The organism is Verrucomicrobiota bacterium, from assembly GCA_038744685.1.
In the GTDB taxonomy this organism is placed as follows: domain Bacteria; phylum Verrucomicrobiota; class Verrucomicrobiia; order Opitutales; family Puniceicoccaceae; genus Puniceicoccus.
In genome coordinates, this window is the sequence record JBCDMB010000019.1 from 42162 (window position 1) to 62820 (window position 20659).

Annotated in this window: 24 protein-coding genes and 1 tRNA gene; 22 read left to right on the plus strand and 3 right to left on the minus strand. The window is 52.2% G+C overall.

Translation table 11 applies throughout. The annotated features are described in order from the left end of the window. Positions 1-196: 196 nt before the first annotated feature. From gap to AAGJ81_11285, 13 genes are all read left to right on the plus strand, one after another. Positions 197-1222, plus strand: a complete 1026-nt coding sequence (gene gap / locus AAGJ81_11225; GenBank protein MEM0966710.1) for a type I glyceraldehyde-3-phosphate dehydrogenase — start codon at positions 197-199, stop codon at positions 1220-1222. A 152-nt stretch (positions 1223-1374) separates the two neighbouring features. Beyond that, positions 1375-2574, plus strand: a complete 1200-nt coding sequence (locus tag AAGJ81_11230) for a phosphoglycerate kinase (protein ID MEM0966711.1) — start codon at positions 1375-1377, stop codon at positions 2572-2574. A gap of 23 nt (positions 2575-2597) precedes the next feature. Beyond that, positions 2598-3377, plus strand: a complete 780-nt coding sequence (gene tpiA, locus AAGJ81_11235; protein ID MEM0966712.1) for a triose-phosphate isomerase — start codon at positions 2598-2600, stop codon at positions 3375-3377. Then, positions 3374-4117 (plus strand): alpha/beta fold hydrolase, encoded by a 744-nt coding sequence (locus tag AAGJ81_11240; GenBank protein MEM0966713.1) that lies wholly within the window; start codon positions 3374-3376, stop codon positions 4115-4117. Before tpiA ends, AAGJ81_11240 begins: the two co-directional genes overlap by 4 nt. Positions 4118-4204: 87 nt before the next feature. Beyond that, positions 4205-4837: a YIP1 family protein gene (locus AAGJ81_11245; protein MEM0966714.1), complete on the plus strand. Its 633-nt coding sequence runs from the start codon at positions 4205-4207 to the stop codon at positions 4835-4837. Positions 4838-4977: 140 nt separating this feature from the next. Continuing rightward, positions 4978-5580 carry a LemA family protein gene (locus tag AAGJ81_11250; protein MEM0966715.1) on the plus strand — a complete coding sequence of 201 codons (603 nt, stop codon included), beginning with the start codon at positions 4978-4980 and terminating at the stop codon, positions 5578-5580. Between the two features lie 33 nt (positions 5581-5613). Further along, on the plus strand, positions 5614-7551 hold the full coding sequence (locus AAGJ81_11255; GenBank protein ID MEM0966716.1) for a M48 family metallopeptidase: 1938 nt from the start codon (positions 5614-5616) through the stop codon (positions 7549-7551). Positions 7552-7616: 65 nt separating this feature from the next. Continuing rightward, the gene (pnuC, locus tag AAGJ81_11260; GenBank protein MEM0966717.1) at positions 7617-8225 is read left to right on the plus strand and encodes a nicotinamide riboside transporter PnuC; all 609 of its coding nucleotides are present in this window, start codon (positions 7617-7619) and stop codon (positions 8223-8225) included. Next, the gene (locus AAGJ81_11265) at positions 8222-8749 is read left to right on the plus strand and encodes an ATP-binding protein (protein MEM0966718.1); all 528 of its coding nucleotides are present in this window, start codon (positions 8222-8224) and stop codon (positions 8747-8749) included. Before pnuC ends, AAGJ81_11265 begins: the two co-directional genes overlap by 4 nt. 104 nt (positions 8750-8853) lie before the next feature. After that, positions 8854-9672 (plus strand): hypothetical protein, encoded by an 819-nt coding sequence (locus tag AAGJ81_11270; GenBank protein MEM0966719.1) that lies wholly within the window; start codon positions 8854-8856, stop codon positions 9670-9672. 86 nt (positions 9673-9758) lie between these two features. Then, positions 9759-9845 (plus strand) — tRNA-Tyr (locus AAGJ81_11275). Between the two features lie 68 nt (positions 9846-9913). Next, positions 9914-10681: a uroporphyrinogen-III C-methyltransferase gene (gene cobA, locus AAGJ81_11280; GenBank protein ID MEM0966720.1), complete on the plus strand. Its 768-nt coding sequence runs from the start codon at positions 9914-9916 to the stop codon at positions 10679-10681. Between the two features lie 29 nt (positions 10682-10710). Then, complete coding sequence (locus AAGJ81_11285; GenBank protein ID MEM0966721.1) at positions 10711-11316, plus strand: hypothetical protein; 606 nt, start codon at positions 10711-10713, stop codon at positions 11314-11316. On the opposite strand, the gene AAGJ81_11290 is transcribed toward AAGJ81_11285, so the two are convergent. Next, positions 11303-11692: a DUF423 domain-containing protein gene (locus AAGJ81_11290; protein ID MEM0966722.1), complete on the minus strand. Its 390-nt coding sequence runs from the start codon at positions 11690-11692 to the stop codon at positions 11303-11305. The genes AAGJ81_11285 and AAGJ81_11290 overlap by 14 nt on opposite strands. 122 nt (positions 11693-11814) lie before the next feature. Between AAGJ81_11290 and AAGJ81_11295 the strand changes: the two genes are divergently transcribed. From AAGJ81_11295 to AAGJ81_11330, 8 genes are all read left to right on the plus strand, one after another. Continuing rightward, the gene (locus AAGJ81_11295) at positions 11815-12972 is read left to right on the plus strand and encodes a glycosyltransferase family 4 protein (protein MEM0966723.1); all 1158 of its coding nucleotides are present in this window, start codon (positions 11815-11817) and stop codon (positions 12970-12972) included. Positions 12973-13093: 121 nt separating this feature from the next. Then, positions 13094-13780 (plus strand): TorF family putative porin, encoded by a 687-nt coding sequence (locus AAGJ81_11300; GenBank protein ID MEM0966724.1) that lies wholly within the window; start codon positions 13094-13096, stop codon positions 13778-13780. 183 nt (positions 13781-13963) lie between these two features. Next, on the plus strand, positions 13964-14392 hold the full coding sequence (rplM, locus tag AAGJ81_11305) for a 50S ribosomal protein L13 (protein ID MEM0966725.1): 429 nt from the start codon (positions 13964-13966) through the stop codon (positions 14390-14392). A gap of 13 nt (positions 14393-14405) precedes the next feature. Continuing rightward, entirely contained in the window at positions 14406-14801 is a 396-nt protein-coding gene (gene rpsI, locus AAGJ81_11310; protein ID MEM0966726.1) for a 30S ribosomal protein S9, read from the plus strand. Positions 14802-14841: 40 nt separating this feature from the next. Beyond that, positions 14842-15597 carry a LysM peptidoglycan-binding domain-containing protein gene (locus tag AAGJ81_11315; GenBank protein MEM0966727.1) on the plus strand — a complete coding sequence of 252 codons (756 nt, stop codon included), beginning with the start codon at positions 14842-14844 and terminating at the stop codon, positions 15595-15597. After that, positions 15594-16673: a DNA replication and repair protein RecF gene (gene recF / locus AAGJ81_11320; protein MEM0966728.1), complete on the plus strand. Its 1080-nt coding sequence runs from the start codon at positions 15594-15596 to the stop codon at positions 16671-16673. The genes AAGJ81_11315 and recF overlap by 4 nt, the downstream gene beginning before the upstream one ends. 25 nt (positions 16674-16698) lie before the next feature. Next, positions 16699-17172 carry a histidine phosphatase family protein gene (locus tag AAGJ81_11325; GenBank protein ID MEM0966729.1) on the plus strand — a complete coding sequence of 158 codons (474 nt, stop codon included), beginning with the start codon at positions 16699-16701 and terminating at the stop codon, positions 17170-17172. 24 nt (positions 17173-17196) lie between these two features. After that, the gene (locus AAGJ81_11330; protein ID MEM0966730.1) at positions 17197-17517 is read left to right on the plus strand and encodes a hypothetical protein; all 321 of its coding nucleotides are present in this window, start codon (positions 17197-17199) and stop codon (positions 17515-17517) included. Positions 17518-17527: 10 nt separating this feature from the next. On the opposite strand, the gene AAGJ81_11335 is transcribed toward AAGJ81_11330, so the two are convergent. Then, positions 17528-18280, minus strand: a complete 753-nt coding sequence (locus AAGJ81_11335; protein MEM0966731.1) for a putative 4-mercaptohistidine N1-methyltransferase — start codon at positions 18278-18280, stop codon at positions 17528-17530. Between the two features lie 15 nt (positions 18281-18295). Next, the gene (locus tag AAGJ81_11340; protein MEM0966732.1) at positions 18296-19456 is read right to left on the minus strand and encodes a hypothetical protein; all 1161 of its coding nucleotides are present in this window, start codon (positions 19454-19456) and stop codon (positions 18296-18298) included. A 104-nt stretch (positions 19457-19560) separates the two neighbouring features. On the opposite strand from AAGJ81_11340, the gene AAGJ81_11345 reads away from it, so the two are divergent. Further along, complete coding sequence (locus tag AAGJ81_11345) at positions 19561-20499, plus strand: diguanylate cyclase (GenBank protein MEM0966733.1); 939 nt, start codon at positions 19561-19563, stop codon at positions 20497-20499. Positions 20500-20659 lie beyond the last annotated feature (160 nt).

The window sequence follows — 20659 nt, forward strand, 5'->3', positions numbered from 1 at the left end:
GAGATCCGCCGGCTGGAATACCGGTTTTTTCGGCAACAACGCAAACTAAGACTCTAGCGAAAAACCCTTGTAACAAAGGGAATCTGACCGTTTTCCGCTTGCCATGGCCTAACAGGAGGATTTCATCGAACTTTCCTTTACTGATAGAAGGCTAAAAACACTATTAATTTCTCTAATCCATAAACTAGGAAACAACATGCCGACAAAAATCGGAATCAACGGCTTCGGCCGGATCGGAAGGCTCGTATTCCGGGCCATCGCAGACAAGGGCTTGCTAGGTAGCGAAGTGGAAGTGGTTGCAATCAACGACCTCGTTCCCGCAGACAACCTGGCTTACTTGTTGAAGTATGACTCCATTCAGGGTCGTTTTGACGGGACGGTTGAGGCTCCTGACGAAGACACTCTCGTCGTCAACGGGATGACCATCAAGTCTCTCTCGGAACGCGCTGGACCCAGCGCCTTGCCTTGGGGTGACATGGGGGTCGACATCGTGATCGAGTCCACAGGGCTGTTCACCTCAGACACCGCCGCCCAAGGCCACATCGATGCGGGTGCGAAAAAAGTGATCATTTCTGCTCCTGGTAAGGGGGACGGAGTAAAAACCGTCGTCCTCGGGGTCAACGACGACACCCTCGACGCCTCTCACAACATCATTTCGAACGCCAGCTGCACAACCAATTGCTTGGCTCCGATTACTAAGGTCGTGCTCGACAACTACGGAATCGTCGAAGGCTTGATGACGACAGTCCACAGCTACACTGCAACCCAGAAGACCGTTGACGGTCCCAGCAAGAAAGACTGGAAGGGTGGACGGAGTGCTGCGATCAACATCATTCCATCGACCACCGGGGCTGCCAAGGCCGTTGGTCTGGTCCTTCCCGAGGTGCAGGGCAAGCTCACTGGGATGGCCTTCCGCGTCCCCACGCCGACCGTATCCGTCGTTGATCTCACGGTCCGCACAGAGAAGGCCGCTGGTTACGAAGCGATTTGCGAAAAAATGAAGGAAGCCTCCGAAGGCTCGCTCAAGGGTATCCTCGGATACACCGAAGACGAGGTCGTCAGCTCGGACTTTATTCACGACCCGCTCAGCTCGATCTTCGATGCCGGCTCTGGAATCGGCCTAAACGATAACTTCGTTAAGCTCGTTTCGTGGTACGACAACGAGTGGGGCTACAGCAACCGCTGCGTTGAGCTCGTAGAAAAAGTAAAGGGAATGCTGTAAGCCCTCGCGCTGAAGTTTCTCTACTGAAGAGCCTCTTTCCTACGCCGCCGCGGAGAATCCTCTTTTCCGTGGCGGCTTTTTTCTTTCAATCATAGCCCACCGGAGCTCTCCGGTTCTTTCCTTTTCTGACCAACCGCTTTACTTTAACTGTCATGTCAAAAGCCAAAACCATCGACTCTGTAGACCTCTCCAGGAAACGGGTCTTCGTCCGGGTAGACTTCAATGTGCCGCTCGATAGTAACGGGACGATTTCCGATGACAGCCGGATCGTCGCCGCTTTGCCGACAATCAAAAACCTGATTGAGCAGGGAGCGAAAGTCATTCTTGGAAGTCACTTGGGTCGTCCCAAAGGCAAAGTGGTTCCCGAAATGAGTCTTGCTCCAATCGCCAAAGACCTAAGCGCAAAACTCGGACAACCGGTCGCCTTTGTCGGAGATTGCATCGGACCCGACGTAAAAGCTGCCGTTGACGCACTTGAGCCGGGATCGGTCCTTCTTCTCGAGAATTTGCGATTCCACGAGGGTGAAGAGAAAAACGATCCTGCTTTTACTCAGGATTTGGCATCCGTTGCCGAAGCCTTCGTCAACGATGCGTTTGGGACTGCCCATCGCGCCCACGCTTCAACTGCCGGGGTCTGTGAGTTTCTTCACCCAAAAGTGGCAGGCTACCTGATCGAGAAGGAGCTGGCCTACCTTGGCGAAAAAACCAATAACCCCGAAAAACCTTTCGTAGTCATACTCGGTGGAGCCAAGGTGAGCGACAAAATCGCAGTGATCGACTCGCTTCTCGATAAGGCAGACACGATGCTGATTGGTGGTGCCATGGCCTACACATTCGCTCTCGCAAACGGAAAGACAGTCGGTGACAGTCTCTGCGAAACCGACAAGGTCGACACCGCCAAAGCCGCTCTTAAGAAAGCAGAAGAAAAGGGCGTCCAGTTTCTTCTCCCCTCCGACAATCTCATTGCAAAAGGCCTCGACTTTAAGGCCAAGGCAGTCGCTGAGACTGAAACTGTCTCTGGCAACATACCCGACGGCTGGGAAGGAGTGGATATCGGCCCGGAAACGATCGAGACCTTCTCCAAGGCTATTGCAGGTGCGAGAACAATTCTTTGGAACGGCCCAATGGGCATCTTTGAAATCGAAGAGTGCAGCAAAGGCACTTTCGCCATCGCCGATGCTGTCGCCTCCAGCGAGGGGACCTCAATCATTGGCGGTGGAGACTCAGTCAAAGCCATCAAAAAGAGCGGCTTCTCAGACCGGGTCACCTTCATGAGCACCGGAGGAGGAGCCAGCCTCGAATTCCTGGAAGGAAAGACCCTTCCTGGAGTAGCAGCCCTCGACCAACAATAGTTTCACCACTTTATCACACCATCATGAGTCAGACCTCTCGCAAATACCTGCTCGCCGGTAACTGGAAGATGAACAAGAACGCCAGCGAAGGCGTTGAACTGACCGAGGACATCGTCTCAGAAATTGGGGATGAGAACTCGGTAGGAGTCGCGATTTGCCCACCGTTTACTGCACTGGAAAGCGTTGGTAAGACCCTCTCGGAAACCACTCTGCATCTGGGTGCGCAGAATATGAGTGAAGAAGCTGCGGGTGCATTCACCGGAGAAGTATCCGCAGAAATGCTACGAAGCCTTTTTGCGACATTTGTCATCCTTGGACACAGTGAGCGCCGCTCGCTGTACCACGAAGATGACGCGCTAGTGAACAAGAAGGTTCTTGCCGCACTTGCCAGCAGTTTGAAGCCGATCCTCTGTGTTGGTGAATCCCTTGAAGAACGAGAAGCTGACGAGACGATCAAGATCGTTTCCAATCAGGTGCAGAAAGGTCTCCAAGGAGTCGCACCGGAACAAGCGGAAAACGTGGTGATCGCTTACGAGCCTGTCTGGGCGATCGGCACCGGAAAAACGGCCACTCCGGCAATGGCCCAAGAGGTCCACAAGGAAATCCGCTCGGTTTTAGCTGAACTTTTCGGAACCGAAAAAGCGGACAAAATCCGCATTCTCTATGGAGGATCGATGAAGCCTGAAAATGCGGAAGAGTTGCTGGCTCAGCCCGATATTGATGGAGGCCTAATTGGCGGTGCTTCGCTCGTCGCCCGCTCATTTGTCGGGATCGTAAAGGCTGCAGTGAAGCTGTCAGCTTGATTCCCCGCAGAGAACACTCACTGCGATTTCTCGCCCTTCACGGCTTCACCGGGGAAGGCGCCGATTTCGCTGAACTCTCGGCCCTAGTCGGGGGGCGATGGTCATTCCCTGACCTCCCCGGACATGGCATCAATAAGGACGCGACCGAAGAAGAGTTCTCTCTGGATGCATTGGCGGAGCACCTATGTGAGGGAGACAACGGAGAGACGATCGGAATCGGCTACTCCATGGGCGGACGGCTTCTTCTCAACGTTGCCGCTCGAAGACCCGGTTTTTTCCGAGGTCTCATTCTAATCGGAGCCAGCCCCGGCCTTGCCCAAGAACCCGAACGGGCGCAACGCCGAAAGACCGACGCGGAGTGGATTCAAAAACTCTCGGGAGACGACATTGAAGAGTTTTTTCGCCAGTGGTGGCGCCAACCCGTCCTTTCCGATATCGAAACTCTTGTCCCGAAAGAGCGTCGGCTAAAAAACAATCCCGCCGGTTTAGCCCGCTCCCTCCGTTTCCACGGAAATGGCACTCTGCCCTCACTATGGACCGAACTCCCTAAGATAACGCTCCCTACTCTGATTTGCGTGGGGGAGAAAGACGAAAAGTTTCTGGAGATTGGCGACCGGATGACCGAACTTCTTCCGAAAGGCGATGTAGTTGCAATACCTGGCTGCCATCATGCACCTCACTGGGAAGATCCAAAATTGACAGCCAAAGCATTTCAAGAGTTTGCAGAAAAGCTGCCGTGAGGGCTTGGGCGACTCCAAAAGAAAAGTCAAAAAGCGGTCGAATCAATGACTTGAAATTCCACAAAACGCGCTAAAGCCTTTCGTGGAATGGAGAACAGCCGCAAACCTCTCAATCCATGGGTGTCGATGTGGACCAAACCGCGGGCCACCATGCAGCAGATCATCGACGAAAACCCTGATCGTCTTGTGATCCTTCTCGCGGTCGTTGCCGGGTTTTCTCAAGCTCTGGATCAGGCATCGGTGGACAACCGAGGGGATCATATGGAGGTACCGGTGATATTCATTATGTCTCTAGTTTTTGGCCCTGTCGGCGGATTGATCGGACTCTACCTCGGTGGCTTCCTGCTGTCTTGGACTGGCAATTGGATTGGTGGGGTTGCTTCGGCACGGTTCATCCGATCCGCGATCGCTTGGTCAAACGTCCCAATAATCTGGGCGATGCTTCTCTGGATTCCTGAGCTTCTTCTTTTTGGAGAAGAGCTATTCACAAGTGCTACTCCTTCCCTCGAAGCAAATCCGATTCTTGCAACTGCAATGTTAGGGTTTGGGCTGATTCAGGTAACCGTCGGAGTATGGACTCTGGTAGTTTTCTTCAAATGTCTCGGGCAGGTCCAAGGATTCTCAGCATGGAAGGCAGTCGGGAATTCGTTACTTGCAGGACTTGTAATCATAATCCCTGTTTTCGTCGTAGCCTTTGCCATAGGGTTGGTGACAGGATGATCTGACTTCAAGGAGCGGATCAACAAAATACCCGAAGCCTTCTTGAAAGCCTGTTCCGGCTTTTCAAGTTCCCGGAAACGATGTTCATCCCTCCGCATTAACCTTGCCTCAGAAGCTCCCTTAAACCATCCATTCAAACCATGGGTGGCCTCACGATTACTCTTCTCGTTATCCTTGGTGTCATTGTCCTGCTGGTGCTCGTTGTCATCAGCATTTACAACAAGCTTGTTCGGCTAAGGAACCGCTTCAAAAACGCCTTCGCCCAGATCGATGTTCAACTCAAGAGGCGGTATGATCTCATTCCGAATCTTGTGGAAACTGCAAAGGGCTACCTCCAGCACGAAAGGGAAACCCTCGAAGCCGTAATCCAAGCAAGGAATACTGCCTCGAACGCAAACGATAAGGCGGCTAAAGACCCCGGCAGCGTTTCTGCGATCAAGGGCCTCCTCGGGGCAGAGGCTGCGCTCACTGGAGCGATGGGTAAGTTCTTTGCCTTGGCAGAGGCCTACCCTGACCTCAAGGCGAACCAAAACATGATGCAGCTGACCGAGGAGCTGACCTCTACGGAGAACAAAATCGCCTTCGCCCGCCAGGCCTACAACGACTCGGTCATGACCTACAATACCGCCCGCGAAACCTTTCCAACCGTCGTAATCGCCGGACCCTTCGGATTCACCGAGGCCCAACTCTTCGAAATCGAGAATCAGGAAGAGCGGGAAGCGGTCAAAGTCCAGTTTTCCTGATAGGGTCACACCAGCCTGAACCTCCCGGCATCCGTGGATTTCTTCGGCTCGCAGGATCAGGCACGCGGCAAGACCAAGCAACTGGTCGTTCTCTACCTGGTGGCGATCATTGCTATCATTTGCTGCATCTACGTCGTGGCCGTATTCGCGGGTTTTGGCACCCAGGCTTACCTCGACTCTCAAAGTTCAACCTCTTCTTACGGAACCGGCGCGAGTAGGCAGATCAATCTCCTCCAGCCAAAGCTCTTTCTCACCGTGGCCGGAGCCGTCATTCTGGTGATCGGCTGTGCGTCCCTCTATAAAATCAAGTCTTTAGGCGCGGGCGGAGCGGAAGTCGCCCGTTCGGTGGGTGGCAGAGAGGTCGATCTATCCACTCGGGATCCCGATGAGCGTAAACTCCTCAACATAGTGGAGGAAATGTCGATTGCCTCAGGGGTTCCCATGCCAGATGTCTTCATCCTCGATCAGGAAGCGGGTATCAATGCCTTTGCGGCTGGCTATTCGTTCGAGGATGCGGCGGTGGCTGTTACCAAAGGTGCCATCCAGCAGCTATCCCGGGATGAACTCCAAGGAGTCATGGCCCACGAGTTTAGTCACATTCTTTCTGGAGACATGAGGCTGAATATTCGCCTGATCGGTCCTTTGTTCGGCCTGCTGGTCATCGCTTTTATCGGACGGATGCTCCTCTACTCCAGTAACGGGAGGAGCCGGAGTAAGGAAGCAGGAGCTATTGTGTTCTTTGGTCTTGCGATCATGGTAATCGGCTACGTGGGCATGCTGTTTGGTCGATTGATTCAAGCGGCCATTTCACGGCAGCGGGAATACCTGGCCGACGCAGCCGCCGTCCAATTTACCCGAAACCCTGCAGGAATCTCCGGTGCGCTCCGTCGCCTTGGATTTGGTGCCCATGGATCCCGGGTGCACCACGCTCACGCAGAGGACACTGCCCATATGTTTTTCGCAAAGGCGCTAGGCTCCTCCTTTGCCACACACCCTCCATTGCCAAAACGCATCCGTGCGATCGATCCAGGCTGGGACGGCACCTACCTTCCGCCCCGTCCACCAAGAGAGCGAAAGGAAAAGCTCAGCGCGTCGGATCGCCTTTCTCAATTCCAGGAACGGGGAAGAAAAATGGTGACTGCGGCCACTGCCGTGGCCGCCGTGGGTGCCCTTTCGGAAAACGGGATTCGGAAAGCCATCGAACAGCGAATCCGAATTCGCCGCACCCTTGGCGACCTACCCATCGGAACCGTCGTCGGAGCGAAAACGGTCTTCGTCGCACTGATCCTTGATCCATCGCCCACAGAGACTCAAAAACAACTCGCGGAGATTTCTTCCCGGGAAGGGGATGATTTTGCACAAAGCGTGAACGAGGTCGCACAAAAGATGATGAACCTCTCTGCTGAAGAACGGTATGGATTGATGGAATTGTCCTTTCCAGGTCTGAGAAAGTTCTCGGAACGCGATGAAGAGGAGTTGACCGAACTCTTGGAAAAAATCGCCCATCGGGATGGAAGAATCACTCTTCGCGAGGCACTTGTCCTTTACTTTATTCACCGCAATTTCAATCCACGGCCTAAAAACGCAAGGGCTTCAAAGAGGCTAAGCAACCAAGTCGCACCACTGGCTGGGCCGATTGCTCGCCTTCTCTTCCTCGTCGCCTCCTTAGACAAAACGGATCCGTCCATCGCGACCCAGCGGTTTACCGATGCCGTCGGTGGACAACCCCTGCTGGCTCAGCACCTTTCACTACCGCCCTCAGACGTTCCCGTTTCGGCGATTACCGAAATTTTAGATCAAATAGAGTCTTCATCGTTTGCCATCCGGAAGGCGATCATTGGAGCGGCTGCGCAGATCATACTCGCTGACGATTCGGTCTCCGACCGGGAATGGACCTTCCTGAGGCTTGTTTCTCTGAGCCTTGAATCCCCTATGCCACCACTCGAAGGGATCCTGGAAACTGGCTCCTAGAGCAAAGCCTCTTCATTACAATTCTTTGCTGGATCGTCGGTCTCACTACAGCAAGGTTTCTCTTCGTGGAATTTTTCTCTGGAATTACGACGAATCGCTGGATCGAGATTATTGGGACCGTCCTTGCCATCACCTATGTCATCCTGATCGCACGCGGAAAACGAGCTGGATGGTGGTTCGGCATTTTTTCCTCCCTGCTCAGCATATGGCTGTTCATTCGGGTCAATCTCTTAGCGGAGTCTTTTCTCTACCTTTACTATGTAGTCGTGGGGTTTTATGGATACTACAGTTGGACAAAGGAAGCTGGAGCCGACGCGAGAAAAACCATTACAACACGCCCCGCCTCATTCCATATTGTCGGAGTTGCCTTGTGCTCTGCTCTGTCCGTTGGACTTGCCCAGATCCTTGACTTTCTCGGAAGCGCAATCATCTACGCAGACGCTGCAACCACCGTCTTTAGCTTTTTTGCTACGTGGATGGTCGCCAAACGGATCCTTGAGAACTGGATCTACTGGATCGTGATCGACCTCTTCTCGGTATGGCTCTACAACGAACGCGGCCTGCCTGTTTACGCAGGTCTAATGGCCCTCTACACGATCCTCGCCACGGCCGGCTTCTTTCTTTGGCTGAAGGAATATCGCAAATCACCAGCCCAATCGAATACCGCGGAATGACTCGCCGAATTTGTATCACGGGTCCGGAGTCGACTGGCAAAACCACTCTGTCCCAGTCACTAGCGAGAAAGTTCGGATGTCCATGGGTCCCTGAATACGCACGCTCGTTTCTCCAAGAATTACGTAGACCGTATGAGGAGGAGGACCTTCTCTTGATCCTTAAAGGACAGCTCAAATCAGAAGCAAAGCTCCTTGACCCAAACCGCCCCTTCTTGTTCGTCGATACCGGCCCCGAGGTCATTTGGGTTTGGAGTCGATACTGCTTCGGCCGAGTCGCTCCAGAGGTGGACAAAATTACCCGCAGCCACGTCTACGATTACACTCTACTCCTCAATATCGATCTGCCATGGAGCCCGGATCCGCTACGCGAGAATCCCAAAAAAGAGGACAGGACAAAACTCCTCTTTCTCTACCAAAACCTACTCGGGACATTGGACCATCCCTATTCTCTGGTTTCTGGTTCGGGAGGGGAGCGTGAGAAAACAGCTACCCGCATCCTGAGGGCATCTTTCCCATCCAGATAGAGTGCCTACACCGTTTGTCCTTCGCGCTTATTTCTGAAGTTCAGGGCGAATACACTTGTCCGAGTCGGTCTTGGCACTCATTCTCCCTCCCGACCAGAAACGAGATGAAAAGCGACAAGACCAAGCGTTTCTTCCGTAAGGCTGTGTTGGTGAGCCTACTGATCGGGTTTTGGACTTTTCCTCTTTCCGCACGCACCTTCACGGACAAGCAAGGTCGTGAAATGGAGGCCGAAATCGTCGAAATCTACGAGGATCGGGACGGAGTTTTGATGGTAGATCTCCAGCGTTCCGATCGCCGCCAGTTCACCGTCCAAGTGAGTATCTTTTCCCAACCAGACCAGCAGTTTATAAAAGACCAATGGGAGCAACAGAAAGACGCTCAGACCCTTCTCGGAGAAGACGACAGGATTGAAATCAATCTCAAGTTGAACCGAACGACCGATAACAATCGGTTCTCCGCCTATTACGGCTCCCGTTGGTCAGACAAAACCAGAGTTTACCGACCAGAGGCAGTCATCGCGAATCAAGAGCTTTCTCAAAGCTTCTTAGGGAACACCGTTCGAATCGTCATCATAGCACGAGACAAGGGATACTCCTCTCGCTATTTGGTCGCTTCAGCAACCAATGTTCCTATGGACTTCCCCGCCAAGCAGAGTGTTTCAGCCAATGGGGATGTTTTTGCACTTCGGGAAGAAGAATACCTGAGCTCAGCCAGCAACTATCGCTACGAGTATGGCTACGAAAAAGACGATTACGTAGTAATAATTTTCAACAGGGAGGGAGAGATCACTCATACCCGGGCTTCCTCGAACAAGTTCCTTGATAACCTCGATAACGTGCTTCGCTGCAAAGCGGGACAAGTGTATTCGGAAGGCCTAGAAGATAAGCTGAACGTACGTCCTAACAGCTACTATCTTCGGTAGCAGAACCCAGCTCTCTAGATCTCAGGCGGCCTCAAAAAAAGAACTTGGCAAGGCCGTTTTGGCGGTCCACTCTCCGTCTTTTTTTCGGTGGGGTATCCAAGTGGCTAAAGGATGCTGACTGTAAATCAGCCGGGTCTATCCCTTCACAGGTTCGAATCCTGTCCCCACCACCACCAAGCGAGTTCGTCCCAATGCCGTGGTAAGCGTTCAGACTGACGGCTTGATCCTTCAGAACGCCCTCATGAACGACAACGGAAAAGACGGTCCAACCGACCAAGAACGAGGTAAAGTGTTTCTTGTCGGCGCCGGACCTGGTGATCCTGATCTAATGACTAGGAAGGGTGAACGACTTGTACGCTCCTGCGAAGCGCTGGTGTTTGATTATCTGGTGTCGGACGAGGTGATTGATTGGGCTCCTCCTGAAGCTGAGAGAATCTGCGTGGGGAAAAGGGCCGGCTACCACTCTTACACTCAGGAACAGATTCAGGATGTTCTTGTTGAGCTAAGCAACCAGGGAAAGACTACGGTTCGGCTCAAAGGTGGAGATCCCTTCGTTTTTGGACGCGGAGGAGAAGAGGTAAATCGACTCCGTTCGGAGGGGATTCCCTTCGAAGTAATCCCAGCCGTCACGGCAGCGGTAGCCGCCGGGGCACGCGCCGAGATTCCCATCACCCACCGTGCTTTCAACTCTTCGGTTGTCTTTCTTACCGGTCATCACGATCCCACCAAACAAGGAGAAGGAGTCGACTGGGCACAATACGCACGGCTGAAAACGACTCTTTGCCTCTATATGGCGATGAGTCGCTTGGCCTCCATTCGCGACGCTCTTCTGGAGGGAGGAGCAGATCCGGAAACCCCCTGTGCGATCATCCAATGGGCGACTATGCCAGAGGAGAAAATTATCTACACGAATCTCCGGAATCTCGCTCTTGATTCAAAGAAGGAGGGTCTTTCGCCACCTTCGATCGTGATTATCGGTCCGAATGCCGGACTTCCTCTCTCAAGATAAAAGGAGCAACACACCGGGAAGGTTTCCAAATGGCTCCACCGGCAGAAGAAGACGAGGGACTTGTCCTTTCGGTTACCGAACAAGGGGAAAATTTTTGGCGGGTAGCGTTCCTCTCTCCCAAAAGCGGTTTTTACTACCTGCTTTTCCGTCGGTCGAAGCGCTCCGGTAGGCCCGATGTCTTTGACACCGCAACAATTATCAAAACCAAAGGGAAAAACGGATCCCTATACTTTGGTTCTGAATACCGATCCTCAAGACACCGAACTGGGCTCGCTCTCTCTTACGAACGCATCCGGATCGCGTCGCGTTTTGCCAATCTGATCAGCCGCAACGCGAAACTCCTTCCTGATCCTAGTTTTCTTTTTTCGCTGTCCGAACAATTTTTCGACTCAGTCAGTAATTCTCCTGCGCCAGAAACTGCCTATCTAAAGACCCTATACCTTCTCGCAAAAACCGAAGGACTTCCCATTCGGGAGGACTGGGTTGATCAAATGGACCCGGGACAGCGAATCCTCCTTCGAGATATTCTGCAAACCAGCTTGGCTGATCAAGGAGAAGAAAACTCTGCTGTAGCTCGATTCTGCGACTCACTGGAACGTTGGCTTGCGGCAGAAGCTCACTTTACCCTGCCCTGACGACTTGGAAAAAAAGTGCGGCCCAACCAAGCATGAGGATCAGTCCACCAACGGGAGTGACCGGACCGAGCCAGCTCGGTCCTCCCAACGCCAGCAGGAAGATCGAACCGGAAAACAAAAGAATGCCAGCTATAAAAAGTTGAACCGGGAGACGGAATCTTCCGAGGGACGCCGCAGCGAGATCTGCGCAGGCAAGAACCACCAAGACGTGGAAAAGAAGAAAATAAACTGCGGATCTCCATCCATTCCTCATTTCTTCATCCTCCAAAAATCCCTCGGGAGGATGCGCTCCAATTGCTCCGGCAATCACTCCGCCCAAGCCCAGCAAAACAGTCAGCCCTAACAATCCCCTACTCCGTTTACCAGATTCGACCATCGTTTCGGTTTGTCGGTGAATCCGACGGAGGTCAAGGGTGGCTCAAGCAAACGGTTCTTTCGCTCCAAAAGAAGTTTCGACCTTCTCCCTGTCGATCCCTTTTCTCGTTCACTGAAAACACTTTGCCAAAAAGTCCTCCAGTTTCACCACGTCTTACCTTCGTTACACACGAGTTCCATCCCAGAATAGGCGGAGCAGCGACGGTGGTCACCGAATTGGCCGCAGCTTGCAGCAAAATAGGTTGGGAAGTGACGGTTCTTGCCCCAGGAGAAACCTCAGCCGCAGATAGTGCCTACCCATTTAAGCTTGTCAGAATGGGCCATCGAGGAAAGCAAGACTGGCTAGCCCGTTTTGCTTTACTTCGGTTTATGCGGAGACGTGGAATTGGGGATTCCGAGCATTTGGTGATCGCCGAGCCTGCCGCTCTAAGGGCCCTCCTTTACGAACCTCTTTTTCGGATTCCAGGATTCTCAAGACCCACCGTAATCCTCCACGGAACTGAAATCCTAAGATTCTCTTTTCCTCCCTACCGAAAAGCTCTATTTCGACGTCTTCTCGATCGGTCGGAGAAAATCCATGTTCTCTCGTCTTACAACGCCAAACTTCTGGATGAAACCTTCCCCAATCTGTCCACTCCCGTCGTGGTCGCCCCAGGTGGTCCCAGTATAGCCCAACCTCCAGATCTTTCAGTCGGCATCAAAGGGAAAGACCATCCTGATAAAGTCATTATCCTCACTGTCGGAAGAATCCACCCCAGAAAGGGTCAGCTTGAGGCCCTCCTTGCTCTCAGTCGCCTGCCGACAGAGGACCAAAAACTGATTCATTATCGTATCGTCGGACCCAGTGTCCGCAGCAAATACCGCGAAAAGCTCCTCGACGTTGCCTCCCGCTGTCACTTCCCGGTGGAGTTCACGGGCCCTGTCTCCGAAGAGCAGATGGCAGCAGAGTATCAACAGGCAGACATTTTTGCTCTTACGAGCAAACAGTCTCGGAAGAGTATCGAGGGCTTTGGTTTAGTCTATCTTGATGCATCTGCGTCTTCTCTTCCTATCGTTGCGACTCGGTCTGGCGGCATACCAGAGGCAGTAGAGGACGAGGTAACCGGCCTTCTCGCCGCTGAAAACGATGTAGAGGGACTCACCGAGCGGTTTCGAAGGCTCATTCACTCACCTACACTGCGTCAGGAACTGGGGACAAACGGTAAACGAATGGCGTTCTCCCAATCGTGGACAAACTGTGCCCTAGCGATCTGGGGCGAATCGACTCGTTTCTCCGATTAAGGTGAAACGGTAATATGACATTCCAACTGGACAATTGGCATCAAAAGTGCACGCTCGTTGTTTCGAACAGGGGTCGATAGACCTGAATTCGAAACAAAACAACAAACACAAACCAACTGATATGAACAAACTCAGCAAAATCCTGCCGGCAGCAGCTGTCTTTGCGTGCGCTTCCCTCGTGACTGCGTCCGCTCAAGATGGGGATCTTCCCATCGACGGCAATATCGGCGTGACCAGCAACTACGTCTTCCGCGGTGTTTCCCAGACTGGAAACGATGCGGCTGTCCAAGGTGGACTCGACTTTGCCGATGAAAGCGGCATCTACATCGGCACCTGGGTGTCCAACATCAACTTCGCGGGTGGAACAGAACTCGACGTCTACGGCGGATTTGCCGGAGAAATCGGTGACGGAATCGGCTATGACGTCGGAGTAATTGGGTATATCTACCCTGCAGCAGATGAAGACGCGAACTTTGCCGAAGTCTACCTCGGCCTGTCGTGGGATTTCCTCTCGGCCGGTGTCGCCTATACATTCATCAGTGAAATCGACGATGGCTACTTCACAGATGGAGACGCCTTCTTCTACGTTGCAGGTGGATTTGATCTCGACGATAGCTGGTCTGTAGGCCTCACCGTCGGTTACTACCTGTTCGACTTCTCGAGCGACGGAGACTACGTCTACGGACAGCTTGACCTCGGCAAGAGCACGGATTTCGGTGATTTCACCTTTTCCGTCTCTCTCGCTGACGAATCCGACGTAGCAGCAGACGATCCTCTCTTCTTCGTCTCCTGGGGCATTGGATTCTGATCCTCGCCTAGGAACTCATTCTTTTATCAAAAGGCCGCGCGGTATTCGCGCGGCCTTTTTTTGCTCTCCAGCTACTCGGTACTCCGATTCGATCTCAGACATCCGTTCGAAAACGCTCGGGTTTTCCCGCATAATCTATTGACAACCCTCCTATCCACCGTTGTTCTCCTACGTTTTTCCACAATGAAAACCACTGTAGCTAAAACCGCCGAAATAGACCGCCGCTGGTATCTGGTCGATGCCTCTGGCGAAACTCTCGGTCGCCTCGCCGTCCGAATTGCAAACGTTCTTCGGGGCCGCCACAAACCTAGCTACACTCCGCACGTGGATACGGGCGACTACGTTGTCGTGATCAATACGGAAAAAGTTCAGCTTTCCGGAAAGAAAGAGGAGCAGAAGAAATATATGTTTTACACGGGCTACATGGGAAATGAACACTACCGCAGTGTAGCTGATTTCCGGGAAAAACGACCCGAATTTCTTGTCGAAAATGCGGTCAAAGGGATGCTTCCAAAGAATAAACTAGCCCGCGAAATGATCAAAAAGTTGAAAGTCTATTCAGGGGAAACTCACCCTCACGAAGCTCAACAACCCGCCCCCTTCACCTTTTAGCATTTGATAAGTTATGAGTGACGCTTCCACATTCCTCGCGACTGGCCGTCGCAAACGGGCATCAGCTCGGGTCCGGATCACAACCGGCAGTGGTAATCTCAAAATCAACGGCCGGGATTTGGCAGATTATTTTACCATTGAGCAGGATCAGAGAGCCGTAGTCGCGCCGCTAAAAGCTACCGAAAACGAAAGTTCTTTCGACATTACTGCCCGCGTGCAGGGAGGCGGCACTACCGGTCAGGCTGGTGCGGTCTCACTGGGTATTGCCAGAGCACTTCAGAAATTTGATAGCGAGCTCCGCGCTCCACTCAAGAAAGACGGTCACCTAAGTCGTGACCCGCGGGAGAAAGAACGTAAGAAAGCCGGACAACCGGGAGCCCGGAAAAAATTCCAATTCTCCAAACGCTAGTTCCTCGCCCTTCGTCGGGTCCGGTGCTAGTTTTCGGGAAATGTTTGCGTCTAGGGCGTTCATTTTCCTCATCTCGGCCTCAGCTGTTCTTTGTGGATTCATTTCGACGGGATGTGCTCCGTCCAACCGTCCCGTTTTCGAAGAGAGGGATGAACCCGACTACCAAAAGGGAAAGAGACTCCTCCGCCAGGGAGAAGATGAACAGGCACTCCTCTCATTTTTGAGGGTGATTGATAGCCGCACGGATTCTCCAGAATCTCATCTCGAAGCAGGTCTTCTATACCTGGAAGAAATGAACGAGCCAGTTCTCTCCATTTATCACTTTATCAAGTTTCTGGAACTTCGCCCCGAGGCGCGACAAGCTCCAGAAGTGGAGAATCTGATCGACACAGCGAAGAAGGAGTTTGCCCGCACTCTCCCGGGACGACCCTTCGAAGGAGGTCTTGGGCAGACTGACCTTCTCGAAGTTCTCGAGAGAGAAAGAGAAGACGCTGAGCGATCCAAGGCTAGAATCATTCGGCTCGAGCGAGAGAATCAGGATCTGAGGCGGCGAATCGATGCGTTGACGAACCGCGGAGCTTTTCCATCCACCGATAGTTCGCGGGAAGCGGAAAACAATGAGGGTAATTCACCAGCGGTCTATGTCGTTCAACCTGGAGACACGCTTTCGTCAATCGCCCGGTCGGTTTTCGGGAGTAGCGCGCGATGGGAGGAAATTTTTCAAGCAAACCGCGATTTGCTCCGGAGTCCCAACGATCTGCGCGTCGGGCAAGAACTCCAGATTCCCCCTGAATGAAGATCACCACCTGCAATCTGGATCGCTTTCGAAATATCAAAAGCACCCGATTGCGGTTTAGCCGGAGCCGCGTCTTCTTCGTCGGGGAAAACGGTCAGGGGAAATCAAACCTTTTGGAAGCCCTGGGATTGCTCCATGCCTTTCGATCTTTCCGCACATCAGATCTGCGAAACCTTATTCAAGCCGATGAAGTGACTTCTCGTCTGTATTTTGAAATAGAGAACCAGACGGCCCAGACGGAAACGATTCTTCTGCAAATAAACCGCTCCGGAGGTCGGGATGCCCAAATCAACGGGGAGCCTTGCTCAACTTTGGCCGATTTTCTTTCTCGCTTTCCCTCCGTCGTTTTCGGATCCGATGATATTCAACTCATCCGCGGTAGTCCCTCGGGAAGAAGAAGGTTGCTTGATTTGCATTTTGCTTCCACGCAAACAGGCTACCTCGAATCACTCAGGGAATACACCCGTGGAATCGCTGCTCGAAACCGCTTGCTCAAGAACAAATCTGATGACCGCGAAATCAAAGCGTTCGATATTCCACTCGCCCGGGCCGCTTTTTCCCTGCACCAACACCGAAAACGGGGTGTCTCGCGGCTCTCTCCTCTCTTCCGAAACACCTTTCTCCAGATTTCGGGGATGCAAGAGGATCCTATGCTCCGCTTGAACCATTCCTTTTCATTCAGTTCTCCTGAGATTCTCCAAGAGAAGTGGAACTCGTCACTCCATCGAGATCGCCTCTTGGGTGCCACCCAAACCGGCCCGCATCGAGATGATTGGGGATTTTTTAGTAATGGAGCTGTGGCACGCGATTTTTCGTCAGACGGGCAGCAAAGAAATTTCGCGATAGCATTGAAACTGTCTTTTCTCCAGGATTTACAGTCCGTCGAAGGGAACTTCCCGATCCTCCTGGTAGACGATGTTCTGGGCGAGCTCGACTCCCGAAGACGAAAGGCTTTTTGGTCTGCCATACCCTCGGAATGCCAGCTTTTTGCAACCGGAACGGAGTTCATCCCACCCTCCGATTCTGAGCTCTGGGAGATTTTTAAGGTTGAAGGAGGCAAGTTCATCCGATCCTAGAAATGGCTACCGATCCACCCCGGCAATGAAAGAAATCTACCTCATTCGTCACGCCAAGTCTTCGTGGGACAGCGTCTACGAAACGGATTACGATAGACCGCTGAATGAACGAGGTGCCAGAGAAGGTCCTCAAGTCGCCTCTTTTCTTGCCAAAAAATGGGGAGCTCCCGGCATACTCATCTCCAGTCCAGCAATTCGTGCCTACCAGACTGCACAATTTTTTCGAAGCTCTTGGGGACTCCCGTGGAGTGAGTTTTCTCTCAGCCCCACCCTTTACGAAGCTTCAATCGAAAATCTACGATTTACGGTTTTGGACGGGCTTGAGGACCGAAAATCCGTCGCGATTGTAGGACATAACCCCGGCTTGAGTATTCTCGCCAGTGAACTTTGCAGCAAACCCTGTGAGTTGAAGACGTCGTGCGCAGTGAGAATCAGAATCGGAGGTTCTATGGACCCTGGAGACGGAACTCTTATTGAGTTTGTCAGTCCAAGAAAATAACCGAAACGTTTTTCCCGATCATCCATGTTTCGCGATCTAATCGCAGCACTCTTTGGCAAGCCACCCGGCAAAAGTCTTCAGGACGCCCTTCGCCAGCCCGATGGAATTGAAGAAGATGAAGGCCCCTTTCAATTCTACAGTACGTTTAGTATTCGTGATGGCCATACGCTTGCTTCCGAGCTTAAGGCACTACAAGTCCCCTTTGAAGTAGAGTTGGACGATGGAATCGAATCAGTTGACGTTCGCTACGGAAGCGCAGGAGATCAGGCGACGATGACAATTTTCATCGAGGAAGAGAATCGGGATATTCTCGACGAATTAGTTGCGGCCCACTTTCACAAGTGAGCAATTTCATCTACCTCCTGCGCCACTTCCCCGAGTGAGCGAAAGTGAGCTGATACTTCCGCTCCGTCTCTCGTATCATGAACGGCATCGACGTCTCATCTATCAGCTCGAAATTCGGATCGAGAATCTCTTTGAGGACCTCTTCAGAGCGAGGACCAGTTGATCTGCCTCCCAGCCATTCATCAAACTGAGTATGTTCCTCCATCCAAGTGAACGGCGAGTTCAGCACCAGAATCCCTCCTTTCACTACAAGGTCAGGAAGCTGAGCCAAAAAGTCTCTAGGGCTGCGAAGCCGGCAGATTAGATTGGCTCCTAGCACCCAATCAAATACCCCGATATCTGTTGGGAGGGCGTGGGCATCTCCCACAAGAAAATCAACCCTTTTACGATCAATACCCTCAGGGACCTCCGCTACAAACTCACGAGCCATTTCCCCTTGAAAGGCCATGTGGTATCGACAAGCACCGCTGTTCTGAAGTGCCTTTGCACGTTCTATGAATCTGCGCGAATAGTCGATCCCCACAACCTCCCGGCATGATCTCGCCATCTCGAAAGCGGATCGACCAACCGCGCATCCAACATCCAAACCGCGCCCTGTCGCGAGTTTTGGAAAGCGTTCCGAAACTACCCGTTGAGCATAGGAAAGAAACTGAACGCCCGCTTCACCCCAAGGGAAGAAATCGCTCCTAGCCGCGTAGTGAAAATGCAGGTACTCTGACGTCAGACGATCCGACTCATAGTCGACGCCTCCTTTCAACGCCATCGCAGACGCCTATTTCTAGGCAGTGACTGCCTGCGCCTCGAGAAGCCCCAAGAGGTAAGGTGCGGGCCTGTAGTTCTCCAAAATCACAGTTTCTTCACCATCCCTGTACATTCTCACCTGTTTCACCTTGATCTCTGGAGTCTTGTGGGGGGCGTAAAGAACGTCGTCGTGAGATGCGTTTTCGCGATGCTTGAACAAATCCGGTGTCAGGTGGCCGCCGAGATGATCATCACGACCAGTAGCGATATGGCAGGTTCCGAGTATCTTCTCGTCTTGGATGTCACGCCCCGAAAAAGGCAGGCGTTGGGTACCAAAACCCAGTTCACCAAGTGCACCCGTCATTGGGTCGTCAAGAAGCTTCGCGTTGTGCTCCTCTATAAGAGAATAGTTGCCATAAAGAAGACGCGATTTAGTAATCTTCCCATCTTCCACGGTAAGCATCCCAAGAGTCTCCTCCTCGTATTTGAAAGGGAACTTTCCACTACCTGACTCTGGCACGAAATAAACCTCTCCAGCCGGAAGGTTTGCCACGTCGGGTTTACCACGGGGGCACAGGCCGTGGCTTTTTTGCGCCTCTTGCCCGTTTGTGTAGAGGGTCAGGGTGGTCACTTGGTTCTCTACTTCAAAATCCAACTCGAAACGGTCCGCCCTAGTAAGTCCAAGGCGCAACAGCTCAGCTTCGTGACTCACGATGTCGTAGTCTACTGAAAGGCCCGTTTCAACAATGACTTGGTTGAGGCCGTGCAACGTCGCACCCCTGAAGCCAAATTTCTTCGCTTGGGCTGTGAGCGGAGCTGTCGCTGAAAAAGTCGATACCGTGAGAATAATTCCGTATTCGGGATAAATATCCTTTTCCAAGCTTAAGTGATTGCCGTCTGGATCGTAGCAGTCGTCCTCCATATCCAGGTTACTCCCACCGGACTCCTTGTAGGCAAAAATGTCCCCTCCTGTGTAGTTCAGTGCTTCGAGGTCTCCACTGGCGAATCCCTTGTAAAACACCTCGTAACCGTAGTTTTGAATAGAAAGGGATTCGTCCTTCAAAAATCGAAAATCCTCAATGTCTTTTGGGTCTGGCAAATCGATCAAAATGCAGAGCTTCTCGCCCTGCCCTTCGCCAAAGCAAGTCGTCATGAGGCGCTGCAGGGAAAATGGGGGGAATGTTTCGTTGTTATACATGTTCGCTTAAAAGGCTGTAATCTGAGACCGCGAAACCCCAATGTCAAACTGGCCACCTAATAAGACTTCGTGGCTTGATTAGAACCATTTTCAAAATTTCCTCGTTGTCCTTCCTTCTCCCTAACTCTACCGTCCTCGACTTGGAGAATTCACTTCAGGTACTTCTTGTAGAAGACGATCTTCTCGCAGCAAAACTCGTTCGTGTTATCTTAGGGAAAGGCGGCGTCGCTGCAGAAACGACCCATGTAACAACAATTGAGTCTGCGAAAGATAAACTAGCAAGGCGGAGGTTTGACGTCATACTTCTCGATCTAAATCTCCCAGACAGTAACACTGAAGAGACCCTTCAACACAGCGTTTCTCTTGCGGAAATGCACCCGGTAATCGTTCTCACCGGGAACGATAGTGAAGAAGTTGGTGTAAGAGCGGTTCAACTTGGAGCTCAGGATTATCTCGTAAAAGGAGAGTACAATGATCGCATGCTTCTGCGCGCCCTTCGCTATGCCCGGGAAAGACATCGAATGAGGTCTATGTTGAGGAGACTTTCCGTAATTGACGAACTCTCGGGACTCTACAACCGCAGAGGATTTTTTGCCGTTGCAGGAAGGCAGTTTAAGGAGCAGTTGGCAACCAACGATGGGAAGAGTCACCTTTTCTTTTTTGATTTGGACCGTTTTAAAGAGGTCAACGATACCTTTGGTCATGAGCAAGGAGACGAGGCGCTTCGATCTTTCTCAGACCTATTAAAGACAGTATTCGACCGTGACGATTTAGTCGCCCGTGTGGGAGGAGACGAGTTTGTAGCTTTCGTCGCAGATTCAGCGAGTCGAAACCCCGAAGAAATCCTGAAGGAGTTTGAGACCGCGCTCTCCCGCTTTAATGCGGAGGGAAAATTCTCTTTTGCGATTCAGTCCAGCTACGGATACCGCACGGTTGTTTACGGAGAAAAAATTACCCTCGATCAAGCCTTGTGCGAGGCCGACTCAAGACTTTACGAGCAGAAAAAAATGAAAAAAAAGGAGGGGGCCTCCCTCGGCCCGTAAGCTATTAAGGTGCCGTCCGCTCTTCCGATTGACGAATACCGCGGCAAGATCGAATCAGCCTTCTCGACCCCCGGTTTGACGATACTCACCGCACCGCCTGGAACGGGTAAATCAACAAGGGTTCCGGCCTATTTGTCAGAAGCATCAAGTGGGGGTCGTA